The organism is Paenibacillus sp. JNUCC-31, assembly GCF_014844075.1.
GTDB lineage: Bacteria > Bacillota > Bacilli > Paenibacillales > Paenibacillaceae > Paenibacillus.
On sequence record NZ_CP062165.1, the window covers coordinates 970632 to 992946 of the forward strand.

Genomic DNA, 22315 nt, shown 5'->3' on the forward strand with positions numbered 1-22315 from the left:
GCCATATTGATATTGGCGTGGGGTTTTGTTATTAAATACTTCTTTTTTCCATAATTGTAAAAAAGTAAATATTTTCACTTAAAGGTATTTAATAGAAATCAACCAATCTAAGATGCATTTGATCCGCTCTGTTCATCCGGGCTACCCATCGAATCATTGAAGACCTGCAGACGCTGTTCGATGTCTGCACTTGTCCGCAGGGTGAAGCATTCCTGTGCTGCCTCTTTGGCAGCCGCAGTTGTCGTATTCAATACCCTGTGCTTCACACGCAGCAAGGATTGTGGGGACATGCTCAAATTGCTTATACCTAGTTCCAGCCATATAGGGATCGAACGCTCGTCTCCGGCCATCTCCCCACACACACTGACATCGATCCCTGCAGTGTGTGCCGCTTCCACTGTCGCGCGCAGCATGCGCAGTACGGCAGGATGATACGGGTGATACATGTGAGCAATCTGCTCGTTCATTCGGTCTACAGCCAGCACGTATTGCACTAAATCATTCGTACCGATACTGAAGAAATCAGCTTCCTCGGCAAGCAGATCGGCGATCATCACCGCTGCTGGCACCTCAATCATGATGCCTACCTGAATATGCGGATCGTACGGCAACTTCCGCTCGTCCAGGTCAGACATCGCTTCACGCAGGATTTCATTGGCCTCCTGAAGTTCTTCTACCGAAGAGATCATCGGGTACATAATTTTAACATTACCGGCAGCACTGGCGCGCAAAATGGCTGTAAGCTGTGTTTTGAACAGATCTTTGCGGTCCAGACTGATTCGAATCGCACGATATCCCAGAAACGGGTTATCTTCTTCCGGAAGTTCGAAATAGTCGAGCTGCTTGTCACCACCAATATCGAGCGTACGAATAACTACCGACTGACCTGCCGTTTTCTCAGCAACAAGACGATAGACCTCATATTGCTCCTGCTCCCCCGGAAATGTAGCCCGGTCCATGTAGAGGAACTCTGTCCGGAATAAACCAACGCCCTTCGCCCCATGTTTCAATGCCATATCCAGTTCCTTGACGGAACTGATGTTAGAAGCCAGATGCAGAACGGAGCCGTCTTTGGTTACCGCATCCACTGTAGCAAGTACCTGCAACTGTTCTTTTTTCTTCAATTGTTTGCTGCGAATCATCGTGTAACGTTCAATTGTCTTACGATCCGGTTCTGTAAATACCAGGCCGTTATCTCCATCAACAACCAGCATATCCCCGGTCTCTACCGGCATGCCAAGACTCGCTTCCAGACCGGAAACGAGTGGAATGCCAAGGGCACGGGCCATAATAGCGGAGTGCGACGTTTTACCTCCGATGAGGGTCACGATGCCCAGCACATGACTTGGATTCAAATGCGCAAGTTGAGAGGGAGACAGCTCTTTAGCCACAAGAATATAAGGCTGTGTATCCGATGGAAGCGTAATTTCCGGTGCACCCAGCAAATGCTTTAACAATCGGTTTCCAACGTCCTTGATGTCTATGGCGCGTTCCTTCATATATTCATCTTCCAGCAGATCAAACATGGTGACAAAATGATCAATCGCTTCTTTGACGGCCACTTCTGCCGCCTTGTATTGACGCTCAATTATGCCACGAATCTCGTTCATGAATACGGGATCTTCCAGAATCGCCAGATGCGCATCAAAGATGCTGGACTCTTCCGGCCCAACGACTTCCTTGAACTCATTCTTGATATATTCAATCTCATCCTTCGATGTCCGTATGCCCTCGTACAGCCGTTCGAACTCTTGGGCGAGATCCACCGAATCCATCTTCTGATCCGGCAGATCCCATTCCCAACTGGGCAGGACAAATGCTTTGCCGATGGCTATGCCTGCAGCGCCGTTGATGCCTTGTATCTTCATTCTACCCCTCCAACGTTCCTGTCATAGAGCACCACGGACATAACGGATGCCTGACCTTTCTTAACTTGCTTAAATGGAGCAAAACTCCATGATTTAACACGATCTGGATTCGTGATCACCATCGGTGTCGTCAGCGACGCCGCCTCGGCTCGCAATACAGCCAGGTCAAACTTGATTAACAACTGACCCGGCTCCACCGTGTCCCCTTCCTGAACAAAAGCTTCAAAGTGCCCTTTCAACTGGGATGTGTCGATCCCGATATGCAACAGGACCTCAAGTCCTTCCCGGGTTGAAATCCCCAAGGCATGCATCGTCGGATACATGTGCATAATCGTTCCGTAGACGGGTGAGACCAGTTCTCCTTTTTCCGGGACAAAGGCGACTCCGTCACCCACAAGCTTGGCTGCGAAAATCTGGTCAGGTACCTCTTCAATCGGTAACATCTTACCCTGAACCGGAGCGCAGAACAGAACCTGCTGCAGATCCCGTTCGAGCAGCTTTGCAATCTCTTCCCGGATCAATTCCGAGTAGGTGCCAAATACGACTTGTACGTTACCGCCACCCAGCTTGATAAGGCCTGCGGACCCCATACTCTTCATTGCACCTGTATCGATTAACCGATCATTATGCACCGTGAGACGAAGCCGTGTAATACAGGCTTCTACCTGCACAATGTTTTCTTTCCCACCCAATGCTTCCAAAATGAGAGGCGCCTGATAGGGAATGTTACCTACCCAATCTTCCAGCATGGAACCCTCTTCACGGCCTGGAGTCGGAATCTTGAACGTGCGGATCGCCCATCTGAACAGGAAATAATAAACCAACCCATATAGTATGCCAACCGGTATGATCTTCCACGCATTCTCCGATAGATGAAAATTGAGTATGTAATCGATAATGCCGGCGGAATAAGAGAAGCCGTGCCTGATATCAAGCCAGTAGCTGATCCACATCGCAAGACCCGACATGACTGCATGCACGATAAACAGATATGGTGCAGCAAACAAAAAGGCAAACTCAATCTGCTCCGATACCCCTGTCAGAAAACAAACAAGCGCGGAAGTAAGAAATGTTTTTTTGATTTTCGGTTTTAGGTCTTCCCTTGCTTCCTGAATAATGGCAAAGGCAATCGCTGGAATTGCGAACATCATGATCGGGAACAACCCCGCCATAAAATATCCTGCTGTCGGATCGCCTGCAAAAAAACGTGGCAAATCCCCTTGCACAATATTTCCGTCTGCTGTTTCATACGTTCCCAGTTGGAACCAGAACACATTGTTAAGCAGATGATGCAGCCCAAAGGCCACCAGTACCCTGTACAGGACCCCATATATAAACAGCCCAAAACCGCCGAGACTGTATTCCCAGGTGGCGATGGCGTTCAATGCATGTTGCAGTATGGGTGCGATCCATAACATAAAAAAGGAGAACAGCGCCGAGCACAGTCCAACAATGAGCAAAACAAACCTTGAACCGCCAAAAAACTGTAAGATTTCGGGCAATTTAATGCTTTTGAACCGATTATGCGTCACCCCGGCGAGTGCGCCGAGAATAATTCCGATTAAGGAAGCAGGTTGAATGGTGTCATCCCCGAAATTGCGAGTCACCTGATCATATATCACAATACCAGCCAGAGCAGCGAGTCCCGCTTGTCCGGCCTGGTTGGAGAGTCCCAGCGCTACACCGACAGCGAACAAATACGGCAAAAAATAAAAAATACCGTGTCCGGCCACGGTAGACACTTCACCAACAACTTTCAATCCCCAGGCGTCCCAGGGCAAACTGCCAACACTCAGCAAAATTGCGGCGGCGGGCAGGACCATTGTAGGCAGCATTACCGCTCGTCCGAGCTGCTGCAAGGATCCGAGCCAATTCATGGCGACCTCTCCTTTCTATCCTAGATGGTAAGCTTTACGCAACGTTTTGTCAAAGCAAAACAGTAACCAATTGGCAATTTGTATCCCACTTCCTTCAGACATGACAAAAAGGAGTCCAAATCTGTGTTGCCCCATAACTACATGGAGCGGAGCAGCGCTTTGATTTCAACTTCATTCCTCATAATCTGCAAATGGTACCCTAAGTTTAAAGTTCATAAAACAGAAAAAATCCCGCCAACTCGAGGTTAACGGGATTTTTCAAGAATCGAGACTTAACCGCGTCCAGCACCGCGCAGAACGATGGAGTCCTCTACCTTGATACAACGATTCGTCACTGCTGTCATACCGCTCTCAGCAGCAATCTGTACGGCTTCATCACTGTGAATACCAAGCTGGAGCCATAATACATTGGCCTTGATCGCGGCAGCTTCACGAGCGACATCCGCACAATATTCATCACGGCGGAATACGTTCACAATGTCAACCGGCTCAGGAATGTCCGCGAGTGTAGCGTATACCGTCTCACCGAGAATCTCGCCTTGCACTTGAGGATTTACCGGTATGATACGATATCCTCTGCTTTGCATGGCCTCCGCTACCATATAGGAGGTACGATCCGATTTGTCCGATAAGCCGACGACTGCGATGTTGCCTGCCTTGCGCAAAAGTTGTCCAATTTCTTCACGAGTAGGGTTGTTAAATTCCATGTTCAAGCACCATCCTTTTCTGCTTAACGTGTTATTTTACTCTTTTACCCATTGAACCGAGGCGCCAAGCGCCTGCAAATGATCGAAATATTGCGGATAAGACTTGGCTACATGGTGTGCATCCCGAATACGAAGCGGCTCCTTGGAACGCAGACCAACAACAGTGAGTGCCATAATTACGCGATGATCGTAGTGAGCGTTGATCTCAACGCCACCCTCGACACCTTCTGGACGACCGTGTACGATAATCTCGGCTTGACGCTCCTCTACGTTGGCACCTGCCTTCCGCAGCTCGTTCAAATAATCTGTAATGCGATCACATTCCTTGTAACGTAAGTTCTCTACATTATAGAACCGTGAAGTCCCTTCCGCAAATACAGCCGCAGCTACCATCGCGAGCACCGCGTCCGTCGCGGCATCTCCGTCAAATTCGACAGCCTTCAATTTACCGTTACCTTGTACATGTACCACATCGTTCTCATGCGTCAACGGCACATCCATCATGCGCAGAACGTCAACGATGGCACGCTCACCCTGTTTGCTCTGTTCCATCAATCGCAAAATTTTAACATCCGATTGGGTGACAGCCGCGGCCGCGAGGACAGCTGCTGAACCCGGATAGTCTCCCTGAACAGTATACGTTTGCGGTTTATAAGCCTGACCCCCGGGTACACGGAAGGACATATAATCATCACTTGCATGAATGACGATACCTGCCTGCTCCAGTACTTCCAGCGTCTGACCAATGACCACTTTGGATTTCAAGTCATTCAATACTTCAATCGTGCTGTCTTCTGCCAGAAGAGGAGTTACAAACAATAATGCGCTCAAGTACTGGGAGCTGACCGAACCTGAGACTTGAATATGTCCACCTTTGGCCTGACCGCCTTTGATCGTAATCGGGAGTCGCCCTTGCTCGTGCTGAACCTCAACACCAAGCTGGCCAAGTGCGTCAATCAGATCATCATGTGGACGTTTGCCGAGAGAATCCGGGTACGTATTCACAAACGTTACTTCAGGGCAAAGTGCTGTTACGCCCATAAGGAAGCGCAGTACGGCTCCCGCATTGCCGACATTCAATTCCCGCACATCACGGGGATGGCTGCCAAAGCCCTTGATAACGATTTTGCTGTCATCCTCTTCAAGCTCGGCTCCAAGATCGCGAATACATCTGCGCATAGCATCACTATCTTCACTATGTGCTGGATAATGAATCGTACTGGTGCCTTCTGCCAGTGCAGCAGCAAGCAGGTAGCGTGTGGTGTAGTTTTTGGAAGACAGGGCTCCAATTTCCCCGCTTAGGGTTGGGGTTGGATTAACGATAACGTCCATGGATGAATTTCTCCTTCATTGATTATAATGTGCTTCTTAAAATTCATAAGATGGTCCTGTTACATATAAGTATAAGATTCCTTGCAGTCATGCTATTCTGCCAAATTGACATTCCATGCATCGCTTGGGTATCATTAAAGGCGTTAAGTCCATACAGAAAAGAGGACCTGAATATGACACAAATTGCTGAAATTGAAACTTCTGAGCTCCGCCGCCGTTTAAAGGCGGGAGAAAAGCTCCAGATGATAGACGTCCGTGAGGACGATGAAGTCGCGCAAGGCATGATTGAGGGAGCCAAGCACATCCCGCTTGGGCAGATTCCGGACAGACTGTCTGAAATCGAAAAATCAGGTGAGATTGTCCTGATCTGTCGGAGCGGTTACCGCAGTGAGCGCGCCTGTGAATATTTACAGCAGCTCGGCTACGATGGCTGCACCAACATGGTCGGCGGCATGCTTCAATGGCAACAGGAAGACTAACACAGCATCAGGGGCGTGGCTCATGCATTAGATACAGCAAGCAAGCTGCATCAGCAGTCTTGCATAGCTTAGCTGAGCCAAGACCTCTGCAAGTCAAACGGGCCCATCGGCCCGTTTTTTATATCTACCTCCCCCGATGACATGGCTCCACTAATCCTTAACTCCCCGCCACAATCTTTTTCCATATGCGAAAGTTATCCCTCTCCGGTGCCTCGGCCATGTACTCATGTGTACAGTCAATTCCTGCATTCAATTACGAGAATATGAAATAATTACAAGCTTAGACGCGGTAATGCGCTAAAATTAGACGAGTCACTTCAGCAGCGGATAACTCCGTAGTATCCACCGTGTAATGTGCGAACCGGTATGCGTCCTTCCGTTCCTGCATAATGGTCTGTATGCGTTCCTCCGCATTACCTGCCAAGAGTGGACGATTATCACAGCCGCTAACGCGCTGTACAATCACTGCCGGATCCGCAGTCAAGGCAACCACCCATCCGTTCTTAGACATGACATCACAATTGTCTGAACGCAGAACGACACCGCCTCCTGTTGCAATTACCTGCGCCTTCTTCTCCAACACCGAGCATAACATGCGGCTCTCGGCATCGCGGAAATACGTCTCTCCCTTGCCTGTGAACAATTCAGGAATCGTACAGCCTTCCTCTCTCTCCACCGCGGCGTCCACATCAATCAGTCGGTAGCCCAGCTCGCGTGCGAGCATGTCAGCAACAGTTGATTTGCCCGTTCCCATCATGCCGATGAGAATAATATTGTTAGACTTGCTCAAGGTGTACACTCCTTTATTTCAAGCAATTCGTGAGCACTTTTGTCCTATCATAACACAGCCCTGCGGACGGGGAAAGGCCATTCCGTTTTGGTCGCGACTTCCCCTTGAGTCTCTGCAATCACTCCAACGCATATCGAAGTAAGTCCATCTACACCATAGGATTCTAATGAACTCAGATGAGCTAATTTCCGAGATCCAGGGGATTATTAAATTCTAACGAATCTCAGTAAACCTATTTCCAAAAATTCCATCAGAACAGCCTACTTTCGCTTCATATCATCGAAATAAGCCCTTCAGAATTCGTTAAAAAATAGAAAAGTCTCATCTTCTCAACATAGAACGTCTCATGTTCGTAACTCCAGGCGAGATTACAATACCACTAAAAAAGAGACCTGGAGTTCATCGGTATTAACCGATTCTCCAAGCCTCTGTCCATGCTTCTCTTTCAGCCAAGGCTCCTGAATCAGGACGCTTTAGCCCAATCTCATGGATCGTATATATGATACTATTCCATCCAGTTGTGGTGGAAGCTGCCTTCTTTGTCCAGGCGTTTGAACGTATGAGCACCGAAGTAGTCACGTTGTGCTTGCAGCAGGTTTGCAGGCAAACGCTCTGTGCGGTAGCTGTCATAGTAGGACAACGCGCTGGAGAAGCCAGGAACCGGAATGCCTTGGGTCACGGCAGCTGCAACAACTTCACGCCATGCGCCTTGGTAGGATTCAACGATATTTTGGAAATATGGGTCCAGAAGCAGGTTTTTCAGTTCTGCATCTTTGTCGTATGCTTCCTTGATATTTTGCAGGAACTGTGAACGGATGATGCAACCACCGCGGAAGATCATGGCGATGTTGCCGTATTTCAGATCCCAGCCGTATTCATCGGAAGCTGCACGCATTTGGGCAAAGCCTTGCGCGTAGGATACGATTTTACTTGCGAACAGGGCTTTGCGCACATTCTCGATGAATGCTTTTTTGTCACCGGAGAATGCTTCAGTCGCTGGTCCGTTCAGGATTTTGCTAGCTGCTACACGCTCGTCTTTCATCGCAGACAGGAAACGGGAGAATACGGATTCTGTAATCATGGACAAGGGTACGCCGAGATCCAGTGCGCTTTGGCTTGTCCATTTGCCTGTTCCTTTTTGACCTGCTGCATCCAGAATGACATCAACCATCGGTTTGCCAGTTTCCGGATCGTATTTGGAGAAGATATCGGCCGTAATTTCAATCAGGTAGCTGTCCAGCTCGCCTTGATTCCATTCCGTAAAGATCGCATGCAGCTCTTCAACAGACACATTCAGCACGGATTTGAGCAAGTGATATGCTTCACCGATCAGCTGCATATCTCCGTATTCGATACCATTATGCACCATTTTCACATAGTGTCCGGCACCGTCTGGTCCGATATATGTACAACAAGGATCGTCTCCGACTTTGGCCGAAATGGCTGTCAGGATCGGTTCAACCAGCTTATACGCACTTTCCTGTCCGCCTGGCATAATGGAAGGGCCTTTCAGTGCGCCTTCTTCACCACCGGATACACCTGTACCGATGAAGCGAATGCCTTTGTCTTCCAGCTCTTTGCTGCGACGTTGGGTATCAGGGAAGTAGGCGTTACCCCCATCAATGATGATGTCACCCTCATCCAGATGAGGAAGCAGTTGTTCAATGGTTGCGTCGGTTGCTTTACCTGCTTGTACCATGATCAGGATTTTGCGTGGGGATTCCAGGGATGCCACAAACTCTTCAATGGAGAATGTGCCTGTCAGATTTTTACCTTCGGCTTCTTTCAGAAGATCGTTGGTTTTCTCCGGGGAACGGTTAAATACCGACACCGTGAAACCTCTGCTTTCAATGTTAAGGGCCAAATTTTTGCCCATTACTGCAAGTCCAATGACACCGATCTGTTGTTTCGCCATCTGGTCCTCCATCCTTTGCTCCAATTAATTTTATTGAAATGAACTCTCAACAATACCCCCATTTTAACGGTTTTACGCATAGAAGTGAACCCCGGACCATGGTCGCACAGCGAGAAAACACCCCAATTGCCTGAGGTGTTCATCGTATTTTCATAAATACAGCATGACATTCAACCTTCCAGCATCAACAAATGTCCTGACAACTGTTTTAAAACTGCACGACAGGCATTCGCTTTTTCGACGTTATTCAACTGAATGGCTGCGTGCAGACGTTCCAGTTCATCGTCCACTTCCATGCGGAGCAGCATGAGCCGCTCCTCGCCTTCGCGCGAGAGGAACATGTCTTCCATCTCTTCCGCCGTCGGCGCAGGTTCCTTTTGAAAAATGACACGCTGTTTGAACCCGGATACTTCCACAAGACGAATGACTTCCCCAAACAAAATATTTTCCACGGTCATCTGCTGATCCTTAAACCGTTTTACCACGGCGTGCCCGCGGGTATCCCCAATCAACTTCTCCAGCCATTCTGCAAGCTTTGCGTCCTTGATAATGTAATCTCCTGTCATCTTGTAGTTCCCACTGCGTGTCTGTTGAAAACGGAGCTTTACCAGCTTGCGTCCGGTGCGGACTGACAGGATAAAAAAGGATTCGTCCTCGCTCCAATATAGTGAATACCCCTCACGAATTAGGTCTTTGATCAAATTTTGGATATGCCGACGGTTGAACCGCAGCTCCAGATTGCAATATTCAACTTCATAACTCTTATTCACGGCACTCCCTCCTTCTGTACCGGATGTGCTCCGGCCATCTTCTTCCATCGCTTCTTCTCAATCGGCTTACCCTATTTTATACTTCATTTTATGTAAGGGTACTTGGTTATTTGACTATTTTTCACCGAATGCAGCTAAGGACCTCACGTTTCCGCAGGAGCACAGGGGCAAGCCCCCGATTTTCATGATATAATGGACGCGAAATGGAGGATTACAGATGACTTTCTCAGGTTTTAATAGTAGTGATTTTGATGTATTTCAGGTCCCGGGGCTGGAACCGCGCATGGAATTGCTCATTGAACGTGTTCGACCGAAGCTGGAAGAGCTGGGTACTGAACTTACGCCTTATCTGACAGAATTATGCGGAGAAGAGATGTTTGTGCATGTTGCAAAACACGCGCGCCGTACCGTCAATCCTCCAAAAGATACATGGGTCGCCTGGGCTTCGTCCAAGCGTGGTTATAAAGCACTGCCTCACTTCGAAGTAGGCATGTTCGATACACATCTGTTTGTTATTTTCGCCATCATCTACGAAAGTCCGAACAAAACAACGTTTGCGGAGGGCCTCGAACGCCAGCTGGATGAAGTGCGCAGCAGTTTGCCTGGAGAGTTCTATTGGTCCATGGATCACATGGCTCCTCACGGTACACTGCAACAGGACATGCAGGATGAGGATTTTGACAAAATCATCACCAAGCTGAAGACGGTAAAAAAAGCCGAGGTCATGTGCGGGCTGCGCGTGGATCGGGATGATCCATTAACTGCGGATGGGGACAAGTTCCTGAAGACGGTTCGTTCCACGTTCAAAACGCTGCTGCCGCTGTACAAGATGTCTTTATCGTAGGTGGACTTGCGGGGTACGAAGACCGTTTAATTCAGAAAGAACCTGGTCAGCAGGCAGAATAACTTTCTGTTGTCATCGACCTGGATGCGCTATGCAACACCAAAAAGGGAGTCCCACAACCTGTATGGTTGATGGAACTCCCTTTTGTTAATAGAACATCCTCATCAGACCTCAATCGGTTCATTTGACAGGAGCTGTTCGATACGGTTTACGTGATAACACATAGTGCACAACGGCAAGTCCAGCCATAACGACAGCACTCCCGATAAATGGAGCCGGATGACTAATGTGATCCCACAGCAGCCCGGATACAATCGGCCCTACGACCATACCTGATCCCTGAAGGGTCAGGAAGAATCCCCAGATCGCTCCGCGTTCTCCTTTGGGAATCAAGGTGGCCACAAATGCATTCCAGGCCGGGAGAATCATCGCATAGCTAACACCAACCAGCATGACGATGCCGAATACAACAGGAATGGACGTAATGGAAGAAAAGGCAAACAGGCTCACTGCTGCCATCAAAAAACCGATGTTCAGAAACGGTGCCGTTCCAAATCGGTCTACCATTTTCCCCACAGGCAACAGTGCAATGACTGTAATACCTCCACCCGCGATTAGCAACAAACTGTACAGGTTAGGCGAGATATGCAGATCTGTGCGAGTGTACAGCGTAATAACCGGGCTGAGCAAACCTATGACAAAGGATTGCATGAACAGCGCAGGATATACAAGGGGATTGACATTCAGCGTGCTGCGCACTCGTTGCAGCGTCCCCTGTACACTCTTCTGAAGTCGAATAAACGGTGTAAGCAAATTCGGTTTGGCTGGAAATTTCATATCTGCCCGTTTGGATTCTTCCACATGTTCTCCTTCTACAACGACACGTCCGGGAAGAATCAAGGCAACCAGAATGACCAGGATTGCCACACCCATCAGCACCAGAAAAATAGTACGATAATCGTGATGTGTTCGCTCAAGCAACCAGTTCATGCCGATTGGCCCAAGTCCGGTTCCCCCAAGAGCCGCCATCTCCAGCGCGCCCATGGCTGTGCCGTTCTTGTTCTGTGGGCCCGACATTGCCGTCACGCCTGTCATGGCACAAGGCCAAAGGGGTGACGTCCCGATTCCGAGAATGAGACAAGCCATGGCAAGCCCAAATGCACTTTTGAAAAATATAATCATGATTACAGCAATCAATGTACAGATCAGTGCCGTCACCATGGTCGCGCGGAACCCGATCCGTTCTGCTGCCCAGCCGGAGGGAGCCCGGAACAGATTATCTCCCAAATATTGAAGGGCAAAGGCCACACCAATCACGCCAGCGGACAGGCCCAGAATATTGTCCATATACACGGGCAGAATAGCGACCAACAGGGCTCCTTTGATAATTTCAACTAGAAAAAGTGTTAGCCACATGGCGATAAAAAAAGGTGAGCGCAGGATTTTGGCTGGTTTTGTATTGGTTTGCATTCTTTTTCCCCTTTCGGTGCTTGCTTGCCCATCTCCTATCCTTACTGTAACCCTAGGGGATGTGACCAAATCTCGGCAATTCGAAAATTTGTCAAGCAATACTGCTTGCATTCGGTTCTACATTTGCTATACTCATCTTTGTTTAAGATTACAAAATGATGAGTTTCAGCGAAGCTGAACTATTCCGTGATCGCAAGAAAAACTTCCGCTACATGCGGTCTGTCTTCATAGAATTTACGTCGAAAGACGTTTTTCTTACAAATTATAATTAGGAAAGGTTGTGACAGCACTGATGGATCACCACCGTACGCCGCTGTTTACCGCTTTAAAAAATCACGCGGCACTCAATCCGGTGCAATTTCATATTCCGGGACATAAAAAAGGATTGGGAGCGGATACCGAATTCCGTGAATTTATCGGTGATAATGCCTTCTCCATAGATTTGATCAACATCGCACCACTGGATGATCTGCATCAGCCCACCGGAGTCATTCAAGAAGCACAAATGCTGGCTGCAGATGCCTTCGGAGCCGATTATACCTATTTTAGTGTACAAGGTACAAGCAGTGCGATTATGACGATGATTCTATCGGTCTGTGGACCGGGCGATAAAATTATTGTGCCCCGTAATGTGCACAAATCCGTTCTGTCTGCCATTATTTTCTCAGGCGCGAAACCTGTATTTGTCTCTCCCGCACAAGATGCCAATCTTGGTATCGATCACGGGGTGACCATTCAATCCATACGCAGGGCGCTGGAGCGCCATCCTGATGCCAAGGCATTGCTCGTCATTAATCCGACTTATTACGGGGTATGTACAGATCTGAAAGCAATCGTTGAGCTGGCACACAGCTACCAGGTCCCTGTCCTTGTGGACGAGGCTCACGGCGTACTCATTCATTTCCATGAGGATCTGCCACTGTCTGCCATGGCAGCTGGGGCCGATATGGCTGCGACGAGTGTTCACAAGCTCGGTGGCTCCATGACACAGAGTTCCATACTCAACCTAAACACGAAGAATGGGTATGTGAATCCGCAGCGTGTACAGACGATTCTGAGCCTGCTCACATCCACATCAACCTCATACATTTTGCTTGCTTCCCTCGATACATCGAGACGCAATTTGGCTTTGCATGGTCATGAAATTGCACAGAAAGCGATCGATCTGGCTGAATTTGCAAGACGCTCCATTAATGATATGGATGGATTATATTGCTTTGGCAAAGAGCTGCTGGGCACAGAGGCTACCTTCAATTATGACCCAACCAAAGTAACCATTCATGTTCGTCATCTTGGAATTACAGGCTACGAAACAGAGAACTGGCTGCGTGAGCATTACAACATTGAGGTGGAACTCAGTGATATGTATAATATTCTGTGCCTCATTACGCCAGGAGATACGGATGATTCCGTAGAGATCTTGCTAAGCGCCTTGCAAGACCTGTCCCGTACGTATTATCAGGTGAATCCTGCCCATGAACTGGTAGTCAAGGTTCCGGATGTGCCTCAGCTGATGCTGACTCCGCGTGATGCGTTCTATGGGGATACCGAAGTCATTCCTTTCAAGGAATCCGCGGGCCGGATTATTTCGGAATTCATCTACGTTTATCCGCCAGGTATTCCGATTCTGCTGCCAGGTGAGGTTATCACCCAGGAGAATATCGACTACATCATTGATCATGTCGAAGTTGGACTTCCTGTAAAAGGACCCGAAGACCGGAGCGTCACCAACGTTAAGGTTATTGTTGAAGCTGATGCCATTTTCTAAATCATCCTCTTCCAATTATGGATGATTTTTCAAAGGACCAAGCCCTCGCTTGGTCCTTTTATTTTTCGAATGCAGCATTGCTCTGTCTTTGTCCAAACTTGGATTATGAACGTTGATCCATTTGCATTTTCTCACCTATTCTGTCGGTTCTTTTGAAGAAAAAACATATAAAATTGTGAAAAAACAAACAAAAGACCCCTTGATATCAAGGAGCCTTCATGCTTTATTCCAAAAGGTTGACTACTCTTGGCTTGCAACGAGTTCGTTGTACGCCGCTTCAACGCGGGCCCACTCTTCTTCGTCTTCAATATTGTAGAGCACCATTTCTTCGTCTTCTTCTTCCATACGCAGAATGATACCGTCAGCTTCAGGATTGTTACGTTCCAGCAGGAGCGCATAAACATGCTTCTCCACGTCAAACGTCTCCACCAAAACCATCTCCACGTCATTTCCGTTCTCGTCTGTTAGTGTCAGAAGAACTTCTTCATGCTCGTGGTCGTGGTCATGGTCTTGACCGTATCCGCAGGCATCGCCGTGTTCATGTGTGTGATCGCTCATTGAAATACCTCGCTTTATAAATAGAAATTGTGTAACCTTGCATATCGTAACATGTTCAATGACCCAGGTCAATTTTACGGACAAGGTTATTTTTGCTTCATTCGTTGAGCGCGGTAATGATTTTCTCGGTTACAAGCACATAGTTACTGTTTGCATTTTCTTTAATATAAAAACCGATTTGGTACTTGCCAGCCCGGCTGAAATCATACGTAAAATCATACGTACGGAACCAGAAGTTGTCCTTCTGTGTCTTTAGCTCCTGAGATTGAATATCCTTAACCTCACCACTTGGATTGGTTATCGTCACCTTCACAGCAGCTATATCCGTTGTTAAACTGTCCACTTGTGAGAACACATTAAATTTAAGTTTACCCACGTTAACATTACCAAATACGGTATCTCCCTTGAAGAGAAAAATATGTACATTCGGTTTGATCACCGTTACTCTCTTGTTTGTGCTATCCCATCTGGCGATTCCGCCCGCTTCCCTTACAGGTACATAGGTCGTTCCGTCAATCAGATAACCACCGTCAGCTGCTTCCTTGCCGTTTATGAGAACCCGAATCTTCTCGTTCACTGAATCTGCAAACAATAAAGACCCGCCGAGCAAGGAGAATACCGTGACACACAGCAAAATTTTTTTCCATTTCATTCCGTCAATATTCCCTCCCCTGCTGCTAGCTGTTGTACATTTATACTGCAGGTTCATCCACAAAGTTGCGCTGTTTTTCATCATTTTTCATTTTTTATCCAGAATTTCTTCCACCCCTTGGAACGATCAAAAAGAGGCAACCCTTGTTAAAGGATGCCTCTATAGTATTGTTGTTGGAAATGCGTAATTATACGAACTTATCCCAGATTACTAAGTGTTCAACTATATCTACGAAGAAGTATGACGCGTCAGTATACATGGGACGCCCTTGCCTACAGCGCCCTCTGTTCGCATCCGTGCTGCATAATCCATTCCTCGTGTGCAGGGTGTTTTGCAGCGCTCGCATACATCCGAAGTGACCAACTTCATGGATACACGGAGTTTGTCACTCTTTAACGCAGGCGCCTTCTTTCCCTTTGCTTTTGCCATCCCGGATTCCCCATTTCCCCAAGTGCTTGTTGATGTAATGCATCATATGGGGATTCGCCCGGTTGTGTGTCAAAAGGAATAAACGAGGTGCATGTTATCGTTAAATGAAGCCGCCGTTAGCCCGCAGCGTCTGTCCTGTAACCCACTGAGACTCCTCACTGACGAGAAAAGAGATTACATTCGCAATGTCTTCCGGTTCGCCCAGACGACCGAATGCATTCAATTTACGCAGCCCCTCGAGCTGTTGCTCTGTCTTCCCAACGGTGAACAGTTCGGTATTCACCGGACCTGGTGCTACGGCATTAATAGTAATCTGTCTGGAGCCAAACTCCTTTGCAAGCTGACGGGTAATCTGCTCCACCGCTCCTTTGGTTCCAGCGTATACGCTGTATCCCGGAAACATTTGTCCCGTTACAGAGGTAGAAAAATTAACGATTCGGCCCTGCTTCTCCATGTGTTTCAGTGCTTGCTGACAAGCAAAGAATGTCCCTTTCACATTGATTGCAAACTGCTGATCAAATTCCTCCTCCGTTACATCTGCCAGAGGCGTCGTCTTCATGATGCCTGCATTGTTGATCAGAAGATCAACTTTGCCAAGCTGGCTGATCGTTTCTGAAAATAAACGCTCCACGTCTTCCTTCCGTGCAAGATCGGCCTGGACCGTAATGGCACGCACTCCTTTTTGGCGAGCGATTTCCGCCACTTGCTCTGCTTTGTCCGGACTACTCGCGTAGTTGATGACGACATCCGCACCCAATTCAGCGAGTTGCTCCGCAATGGCACGTCCGATTCCCCGGGATGAGCCTGTTACAATGGCCACTTTACCTGTCAACTTTTTCATTTCCGATTACTTCCTCTCTTCATTCAAATGTAATAATCCCTTTTCTATCAACAACCATACTTGGGCAAATTCCGCATCAATGTTGTCACTCTGCCACTCATAGGCATGTGCCGGATGGTGAAAACGAGCTGTAGCTTGTAGAATTGCCGTTGCTACCTGATCGGGGTGATCGAAATTGAACTGGCGCTCTTGCCGGATAATCTCGCTCAAATGACTTACCAGATGTTGTACATGTTTGTAGATGATATCTGCAGATTCCTGTGTAACACGTGCATACATCTCAAATAACTCTGCATCAGATTCGGCATAATGACGTTTACGAGCGATTAACGCTTCTATATATACCTTCAGATGTTGAATTCCTTCTCCGATGTAATGCTGATCCTGAGTTATCGCCGTCAGAGGCGCAATAATCTCATCTTCAAGCCATTGTGCGGTTACGCCCTCCAGTAATTCTTTCTTGCTTTTATAGTGTCTGTAAATGGTTCCATGGCTGACCCCGAGCAATTTAGCGACATCGGTAACCGATGTTTTGGCGACACCAAAGCGTCGGAGGGTTTCCTGCGTTGCTGCAATAATTTGTTCTTTGGTTAAAAATTCAGAAGTTTGTGTTTTGTCCATACGAATGAGATGGTTACACCATCCTCAAGTCACCTCCGTTGAACTTAGATTAACACAGATTATAACAAATGACAATTATTGATTTTTGTCATTTGTTATTTCATGTATGTATTTTATATGTATAGAAGTAAAGGAGTAAAAAAAAAGAGCCCATAAATATAAGGCCCTTTTCCCAAGTGTTCTTGTTTTTCACCTAAGTGATTTAAATGTGCTTAAGTTTATAGTGGAGCAGTGTGCTATAAATACACGATCTCACCTTATCCAATGATACTAAGAAGATTAGAAAACGTACTTAAACAATAAGAAGATGACCACAAGAATGCCACCGAGGATCAACCAGTTGCTAATTTCCCACCAAATGCTTTTCCCTCCGGATAAAAGCTGTTCTTCACGTTCTTCATGGCGCTGTTTGTGTGTATGTGACTCGGAGGCATGGGGCGGCTTGCTAAAGTCCATCATATACATTCCCCTTTCCAGCAGCTTTAGTCTTTATTGTTCCATTATAACCCATAATTGAATGGAAATTTAATAATAATTTAAAAAATGTTATGTAAAACCACCCTATTTGCCTGAAAATTAAAGACAGGGTGGTTTGGGTATATACCGCGCTTCTTAAAATTATATTCATGGATGAACGAGCTAACTTGTATCCATTCAAGCTTTCTTATTTGACAGATAACTCTTCTTCCGTAACCCATTTGTGATTTTTCACCGGATCTCCACCTGTTGTCGGTGTATAATCAACCATATATACAGTAGTCTGCTCCGCCGAATCAATGGTTGCTTTGGCACCTTTCATTCCTGGCATGTGGTCAGCATCCAGCACAACCTCTGCTCCTGCGGCATACGGCTGATTTGTATGATCTTGAATTTCCTCCTGAATAACCCATTTATGATTTTTCACCGGATCTCCTCCCGTGGTAGGTACATATGACACCGCATAGGCCGTTGTCTCATAGGCCCCCACAATCGTTGCTTCTGCACCCTTCATTCCAGCCATATGGTCTGTGCTCATAACGGCCTGGCTGCCTACTGGGTAAGTAGGATTGCTCTTTTCATGTAATCCTTCCGGTACATCTCCCGAATCAGAATGGTGCATTGCTTCCGTGCTTGCAGGATGACTGCCGCTACTACTACTGCTGCTGTTCTGCTCAGCGCTTTTGCCACATCCACTTAACATTAGACTTCCAACCATTACCGTAGTCAGCCCTATCATTACGTATTTTTTCATGAGTTGCACTCCTTTGGGTTTTCAATTTACATACTCATAATATACCCCATATGGGTATATTTCAACCAAGATTAGTATCTTTGTCTAATACCGGTTTCTCTGAAAAGGTAAATAACATACGAAAAAACCTCCGATTTTTCGGAGGCCTTCAGTATTTTAGGTATTTGATTCGGACTTTAAAAATTGGCTCCAAGATGAAGCTGTTTAATTGACCTGGCTCATTGATTAAGCCATTTCTACAGAAACATTGACATTGCCTTTGATCGCTTTGGAATATGGGCAGTAGTCATGGGCAAGTTTGACAAACTTCTGTGCTGTCTCCTCATCCAGACCGAGAATTTTAACTTCCAGATCTACTTGAAGCTTCACCCCGTTATCTGTAGGGTCCGTAACAAGCATCACCGTAGCAGATACCGTGCTTCTTTCAATTTCAACTTTGTGTTTCTTCAATTGAAACTCCAGAGCAGAATTAAAGCAAGCACTGTACCCCGCTGCAAACAATTGCTCCGGATTTGTAGCTGTCGTCACTTTGCCTCCCAATTCAGGTGGAGCAGCAACATCGAGCATAAATACGTTATCCGGCGATTGTACGATTCCTTGACGTCCGCCTGTATTGATGACTGTAGTTTCATATAATGTTTTCATTTTGTATCGGCTCCTCTTCATCATTGAAATGTATTGGTTAAATTTCATTTATCGTTTTTACTTGTTAACAATTTAATTGTACACAATTTAATTTTGTTTGTAAACTGTTTTTGAAAAATAAAAAAGAGTCAGCCTCTTAAGGCGACTCTTGTAATATTCTGATGCCATCCCACACGTGCATGGACAGCACTTAAGCAGACGTTATTATTGGGCTTGTATCAGCCACTATCGATTTATATTTTTCTTCATGCCAATCGTAAATCTCTCAAATCCCAGTTGTGCATAATAGGATTCCAACCCCTCAGAGCATAGCAATTGTGGAATCACTTGGTTAGCCTCGCAATGCTCTACCATTTGCTGCATCAATGCCTTGCCGATTCCTTGAGATTGATAGTCAGGCAGGACGCATACTCCGCATATCACCCCTGTGATCACTCCGTCCGATATGATGCGTCCCATGCCGACAAGGCGCTGTTTCTCATATGCATATAAGGCATACCAGCTATTGGTGCACATGCGTTCCAAATCTTTGAGAGTCAGATTTAACAGATTCCAGCCCAAAGCTTCATATAGAGCAAGCAATTGTTCGAAATCCTTAGGTGGTTCCACTGAATAAATGATCGTGTTCATCGCCTGTTCTCCCTCTTTCCCTGTAATCAGTTGCTCCAAATATCACTTTCATCTGGGCACTTGAAGTAAGCCTGAACGAAGATATACCACCCACGACCTCTACCCAGACGGGTAACCCTTCGCGCAGAAAATGAATGATAAGCTGTTAATGACCTTTGCCAAAAGACACAACGTTACCCGCTTGGCGAAAAAAAAAGAAGCCTCACATCGTAAGGCTTCTTGTGTATGATCTGTAGTGGGCTCGAACCACTGACCCCTACCCTGTCAAGATAGTTTGACATGATAGTTGATCTCTATGCTATGTACAATAAGGATTAATATAAGGTAAGCCACTAATTTATCAGTCCAACTAATAACAGTATATAGTGGCTTGGGTAACTTGTAAAGGTGTTCCTGATATTCATGAAGATGGTGGTTCATTTTCTACATTAAATTAGAGATTTCAACTGAATACGATAGAACTTATACACGGATGAATCTGTCTTTAAAGTGGCTTTTAGTTGAAAGTAACCTTGAGGAACAGATGAACTAACCATTGCGGATTTAAGCACTACACTTGTACCTGATTGGCTAGAAATGGTTGCTTTATTTGTAGTGGATACTTGATCGTCTGCATACAATGACCATGTTACATCTTCTTGGTTTGGTGACACGCTAGAAGTCCATGTATCTGTTTTATTACTTGTAATTGTGGTACTCCCCGTTACTATAATTGTTTTATTTGTTGGACGATAATAATCTAAATGCATTGGAATATAATCATATATATTCGAATCTGAATCAAGAGTTACCTTAATGTAGCAGTCTTCTGGAATACCTGCGTTTACATTATGAATATTTGCTGTGTGCTTGGTGACATTTGTTAACTCTACAATAGTTGCAGGAACTGGAGTTGTCATATTTGCATATACCATTGAGAACGTAACACTCGGCTCAAAAACTTCAACCTCATTGTTATATACCTTCACTGTAATTAAAGCCGACTCATTATACATTAAAGAAGATTTATCAGATGTAGCACTTATAGTATACTTATCTGCTAACTTAACATTAACAACAATCGAGTCTTTATAATAGACATTGTTACTTAACTGGACTGTGATCGTCGTGGCTCCCTCCCCTACTGTTGTAATTATTCCATTAGAATTGATAGTAGCGACATTGGAATCAGAGGAGGAGAACAACATAGCAGATCCAGATAGAGACTTGTAAACTAACTGAGAACTCTCACCAACATTTAGCAATATATTATTAGACGGTGAAACAATCTTAACTGAACATGTTAATCCATCAGCCACATTATTAATCAAATCGTCTGTTGATGATAATTGGTCTACTTGTGCTGTAATCTTACATAGCCCTACACGTTCGTATGTATCTATGCCTGTAACTTTGAATGCCTTGCCTTTAATCAAAAACCTGTCATTTAATTTAATCTTTTGTGAGTCTATACTATCCTTCATTGTTACGTAAATAGCGCCTGAAGGCAAAGTTATATATTGACCTGTATCTAATCCAAATGTTGCAGTTTCTATGTAAGCATCTACATAATTATAAACACAATTTTTATTGAAAATAATTGTAAATGGAAGTCTACGCATAATCCCCTTGTATTTATTGTAGCGTTCTGTGCTTATCTCAGTAATTAGGATATACTTATTACCTTCATGAACAATAATATCACCACAATGAATATGGGATAGGGAACTGATTTTCTTATCATCATATATTTGCTCAAGGTTTGTATTCGTGATAACCACTCGCGTTGGTTCAACAGATTCATTGATGTAAACATCCGTACCAATCTGACTCTGGATAAATTCAAAATCGGCTGTATCTGAAATATTGAATAAATCAAACATAATACTACTCCTTCCATTAAGAATTAAATAACATAAACATTGAATTATTACTGTTCATATCATCTGTGACAACCATCATACGAATTTTCCGTTCAAGTTGATCAATGCGGTTTTGAATTGAATCAGCAAAATCAGTAATAGTGATATCATCACTTTTGTAGGATTTCATCATGGAGGGATTGTTGGCAATACTATTTAACACAGATAGGGCTGCTGAATAAATATTACGTTTATCTATGTTGGAAAATGGGGAGTATTCCGCTTCAGAATCAGTTACTCCTTCTTCTTCAAGGTAAACTGATAATTCAGTGGAGGACAAAGTGATGCCTTGTGTCTCTAATTTAAGGCGTTCCGTAAACTTCATAATGATTCTCCTTTGTAATGATTTTTTCGTAAGAAAAAAACCTACTGGCTAGAGTAGGTTTGAGTATATGTATTTATTTCACTTGAAAAATGGTTCGTTATCCCTCTGTTTCTGATCCTCTTTTAATTTCCATTTCAAAAAATCATTCATTTCTTTATTCGTATAATCCTCTAATCTTTTTGGTTCTGATTTATTAAAAGCCCCACAAGCCCCAAGAAGGATAAAAAATACAATAATGAGTCCAAAACATCCAAGGATAGGTTTAGCGTCACTTTTTATTTGTTTTATATTTTGGGCTCTCTGTTCTTCTGGAGTCAATGTAATAACCTGGGTTTCGTCATTTACTTGTGACGATTGAACTACTTTTTGAATTGCATTAATTTCAGTACCGCATTTATTACAAAATAAACTATCTTCAGATAAATCGGAACCACATTTTGTACAAAATAACATCTTCACATCTCCAATACTATATTTCCCATTATAATATCATTATCAAAGACATAGGTATATAGAAATAGAAAATTATGTTGTTAGTGGTTCCAAATGACTATAATCATGCAAGGAATCTGTCTCAGCAATATATCGTAAATATCTTTGGCTCTTCGCTCTTCTGATACCAATCCTCTAATTCTCCAAATTAGATTTTGTACACAGAATTT

23 protein-coding genes are annotated in these 22315 nt (G+C 45.3%); 3 read left to right on the forward strand and 20 right to left on the reverse strand.

Translation table 11 applies throughout. The features are described from left to right. Nucleotides 1-107: 107 nt before the first annotated feature. The 4 genes from ptsP to aroA all read right to left on the reverse strand — a co-directional run bounded on the left by ptsP (nucleotide 108) and on the right by aroA (nucleotide 5784). Nucleotides 108-1868: a phosphoenolpyruvate--protein phosphotransferase gene (ptsP, locus tag JNUCC31_RS04145; protein ID WP_192268772.1), complete on the reverse strand. Its 1761-nt coding sequence runs from the start codon at nucleotides 1866-1868 to the stop codon at nucleotides 108-110. After that, entirely contained in the window at nucleotides 1865-3745 is a 1881-nt protein-coding gene (locus JNUCC31_RS04150) for a glucose PTS transporter subunit IIA (protein ID WP_192268773.1), read from the reverse strand. The genes ptsP and JNUCC31_RS04150 overlap by 4 nt, the downstream gene beginning before the upstream one ends. A 272-nt stretch (nucleotides 3746-4017) precedes the next feature. After that, the gene (locus tag JNUCC31_RS04155) at nucleotides 4018-4452 is read right to left on the reverse strand and encodes a CoA-binding protein (RefSeq protein ID WP_192268775.1); all 435 of its coding nucleotides are present in this window, start codon (nucleotides 4450-4452) and stop codon (nucleotides 4018-4020) included. Nucleotides 4453-4488: 36 nt separating this feature from the next. Continuing rightward, nucleotides 4489-5784 carry a 3-phosphoshikimate 1-carboxyvinyltransferase gene (gene aroA / locus JNUCC31_RS04160; RefSeq protein ID WP_192268777.1) on the reverse strand — a complete coding sequence of 432 codons (1296 nt, stop codon included), beginning with the start codon at nucleotides 5782-5784 and terminating at the stop codon, nucleotides 4489-4491. A gap of 173 nt (nucleotides 5785-5957) precedes the next feature. Between aroA and JNUCC31_RS04165 the strand changes: the two genes are divergently transcribed. Further along, nucleotides 5958-6263 carry a rhodanese-like domain-containing protein gene (locus tag JNUCC31_RS04165; RefSeq protein ID WP_192268779.1) on the forward strand — a complete coding sequence of 102 codons (306 nt, stop codon included), beginning with the start codon at nucleotides 5958-5960 and terminating at the stop codon, nucleotides 6261-6263. A gap of 280 nt (nucleotides 6264-6543) precedes the next feature. On the opposite strand, the gene JNUCC31_RS04170 is transcribed toward JNUCC31_RS04165, so the two are convergent. The 3 genes from JNUCC31_RS04170 to JNUCC31_RS04180 form a co-directional block, all read right to left on the reverse strand. Then, a complete protein-coding gene (locus tag JNUCC31_RS04170) occupies nucleotides 6544-7053 on the reverse strand; it encodes a shikimate kinase (protein ID WP_228469501.1) in 510 nt (169 codons plus the stop codon). A 505-nt stretch (nucleotides 7054-7558) separates the two neighbouring features. Then, nucleotides 7559-8968, reverse strand: a complete 1410-nt coding sequence (gndA, locus tag JNUCC31_RS04175) for an NADP-dependent phosphogluconate dehydrogenase (protein ID WP_192268781.1) — start codon at nucleotides 8966-8968, stop codon at nucleotides 7559-7561. A 170-nt stretch (nucleotides 8969-9138) separates the two neighbouring features. Then, on the reverse strand, nucleotides 9139-9738 hold the full coding sequence (locus tag JNUCC31_RS04180; protein ID WP_192268783.1) for a hypothetical protein: 600 nt from the start codon (nucleotides 9736-9738) through the stop codon (nucleotides 9139-9141). Between the two features lie 217 nt (nucleotides 9739-9955). On the opposite strand from JNUCC31_RS04180, the gene JNUCC31_RS04185 reads away from it, so the two are divergent. After that, nucleotides 9956-10582, forward strand: coding sequence for a YktB family protein (locus JNUCC31_RS04185; RefSeq protein ID WP_192268785.1), 627 nt, complete (start codon nucleotides 9956-9958; stop codon nucleotides 10580-10582). 180 nt (nucleotides 10583-10762) lie between these two features. On the opposite strand, the gene JNUCC31_RS04190 is transcribed toward JNUCC31_RS04185, so the two are convergent. Then, on the reverse strand, nucleotides 10763-12052 hold the full coding sequence (locus JNUCC31_RS04190) for an MFS transporter (protein WP_192268787.1): 1290 nt from the start codon (nucleotides 12050-12052) through the stop codon (nucleotides 10763-10765). 292 nt (nucleotides 12053-12344) lie between these two features. On the opposite strand from JNUCC31_RS04190, the gene JNUCC31_RS04195 reads away from it, so the two are divergent. After that, nucleotides 12345-13820, forward strand: a complete 1476-nt coding sequence (locus tag JNUCC31_RS04195; protein ID WP_192272725.1) for an aminotransferase class I/II-fold pyridoxal phosphate-dependent enzyme — start codon at nucleotides 12345-12347, stop codon at nucleotides 13818-13820. A 240-nt stretch (nucleotides 13821-14060) separates the two neighbouring features. Here JNUCC31_RS04195 and JNUCC31_RS04200 read toward each other — a convergent pair whose 3' ends face one another. The 12 genes from JNUCC31_RS04200 to JNUCC31_RS04255 all read right to left on the reverse strand — a co-directional run bounded on the left by JNUCC31_RS04200 (nucleotide 14061) and on the right by JNUCC31_RS04255 (nucleotide 22106). Continuing rightward, the gene (locus tag JNUCC31_RS04200) at nucleotides 14061-14378 is read right to left on the reverse strand and encodes a DUF1292 domain-containing protein (protein WP_192268789.1); all 318 of its coding nucleotides are present in this window, start codon (nucleotides 14376-14378) and stop codon (nucleotides 14061-14063) included. Nucleotides 14379-14475: 97 nt separating this feature from the next. Beyond that, on the reverse strand, nucleotides 14476-15030 hold the full coding sequence (locus JNUCC31_RS04205; RefSeq protein ID WP_192268791.1) for a stalk domain-containing protein: 555 nt from the start codon (nucleotides 15028-15030) through the stop codon (nucleotides 14476-14478). Nucleotides 15031-15258: 228 nt separating this feature from the next. Continuing rightward, nucleotides 15259-15459 carry a hypothetical protein gene (locus JNUCC31_RS04210; protein ID WP_082704281.1) on the reverse strand — a complete coding sequence of 67 codons (201 nt, stop codon included), beginning with the start codon at nucleotides 15457-15459 and terminating at the stop codon, nucleotides 15259-15261. A gap of 100 nt (nucleotides 15460-15559) precedes the next feature. Beyond that, complete coding sequence (locus JNUCC31_RS04215; protein ID WP_192268793.1) at nucleotides 15560-16300, reverse strand: SDR family oxidoreductase; 741 nt, start codon at nucleotides 16298-16300, stop codon at nucleotides 15560-15562. A gap of 6 nt (nucleotides 16301-16306) precedes the next feature. Beyond that, the gene (locus JNUCC31_RS04220) at nucleotides 16307-16921 is read right to left on the reverse strand and encodes a TetR/AcrR family transcriptional regulator (RefSeq protein ID WP_192268795.1); all 615 of its coding nucleotides are present in this window, start codon (nucleotides 16919-16921) and stop codon (nucleotides 16307-16309) included. 279 nt (nucleotides 16922-17200) lie between these two features. Then, nucleotides 17201-17380 carry a hypothetical protein gene (locus JNUCC31_RS04225; RefSeq protein WP_192268797.1) on the reverse strand — a complete coding sequence of 60 codons (180 nt, stop codon included), beginning with the start codon at nucleotides 17378-17380 and terminating at the stop codon, nucleotides 17201-17203. A 205-nt stretch (nucleotides 17381-17585) separates the two neighbouring features. Beyond that, the gene (locus JNUCC31_RS04230) at nucleotides 17586-18152 is read right to left on the reverse strand and encodes a YdhK family protein (protein ID WP_192268799.1); all 567 of its coding nucleotides are present in this window, start codon (nucleotides 18150-18152) and stop codon (nucleotides 17586-17588) included. A 225-nt stretch (nucleotides 18153-18377) separates the two neighbouring features. After that, nucleotides 18378-18797 carry an organic hydroperoxide resistance protein gene (locus tag JNUCC31_RS04235; RefSeq protein WP_192268801.1) on the reverse strand — a complete coding sequence of 140 codons (420 nt, stop codon included), beginning with the start codon at nucleotides 18795-18797 and terminating at the stop codon, nucleotides 18378-18380. Nucleotides 18798-19022: 225 nt separating this feature from the next. Then, entirely contained in the window at nucleotides 19023-19427 is a 405-nt protein-coding gene (locus tag JNUCC31_RS04240; protein ID WP_192268803.1) for a GNAT family N-acetyltransferase, read from the reverse strand. A 428-nt stretch (nucleotides 19428-19855) separates the two neighbouring features. Continuing rightward, a complete protein-coding gene (locus JNUCC31_RS04245; RefSeq protein ID WP_192268805.1) occupies nucleotides 19856-21289 on the reverse strand; it encodes a hypothetical protein in 1434 nt (477 codons plus the stop codon). A 16-nt stretch (nucleotides 21290-21305) separates the two neighbouring features. After that, complete coding sequence (locus tag JNUCC31_RS04250; RefSeq protein WP_192268807.1) at nucleotides 21306-21653, reverse strand: hypothetical protein; 348 nt, start codon at nucleotides 21651-21653, stop codon at nucleotides 21306-21308. A gap of 78 nt (nucleotides 21654-21731) precedes the next feature. Beyond that, nucleotides 21732-22106 carry a zinc-ribbon domain-containing protein gene (locus JNUCC31_RS04255; RefSeq protein ID WP_192268809.1) on the reverse strand — a complete coding sequence of 125 codons (375 nt, stop codon included), beginning with the start codon at nucleotides 22104-22106 and terminating at the stop codon, nucleotides 21732-21734. Nucleotides 22107-22315 lie beyond the last annotated feature (209 nt).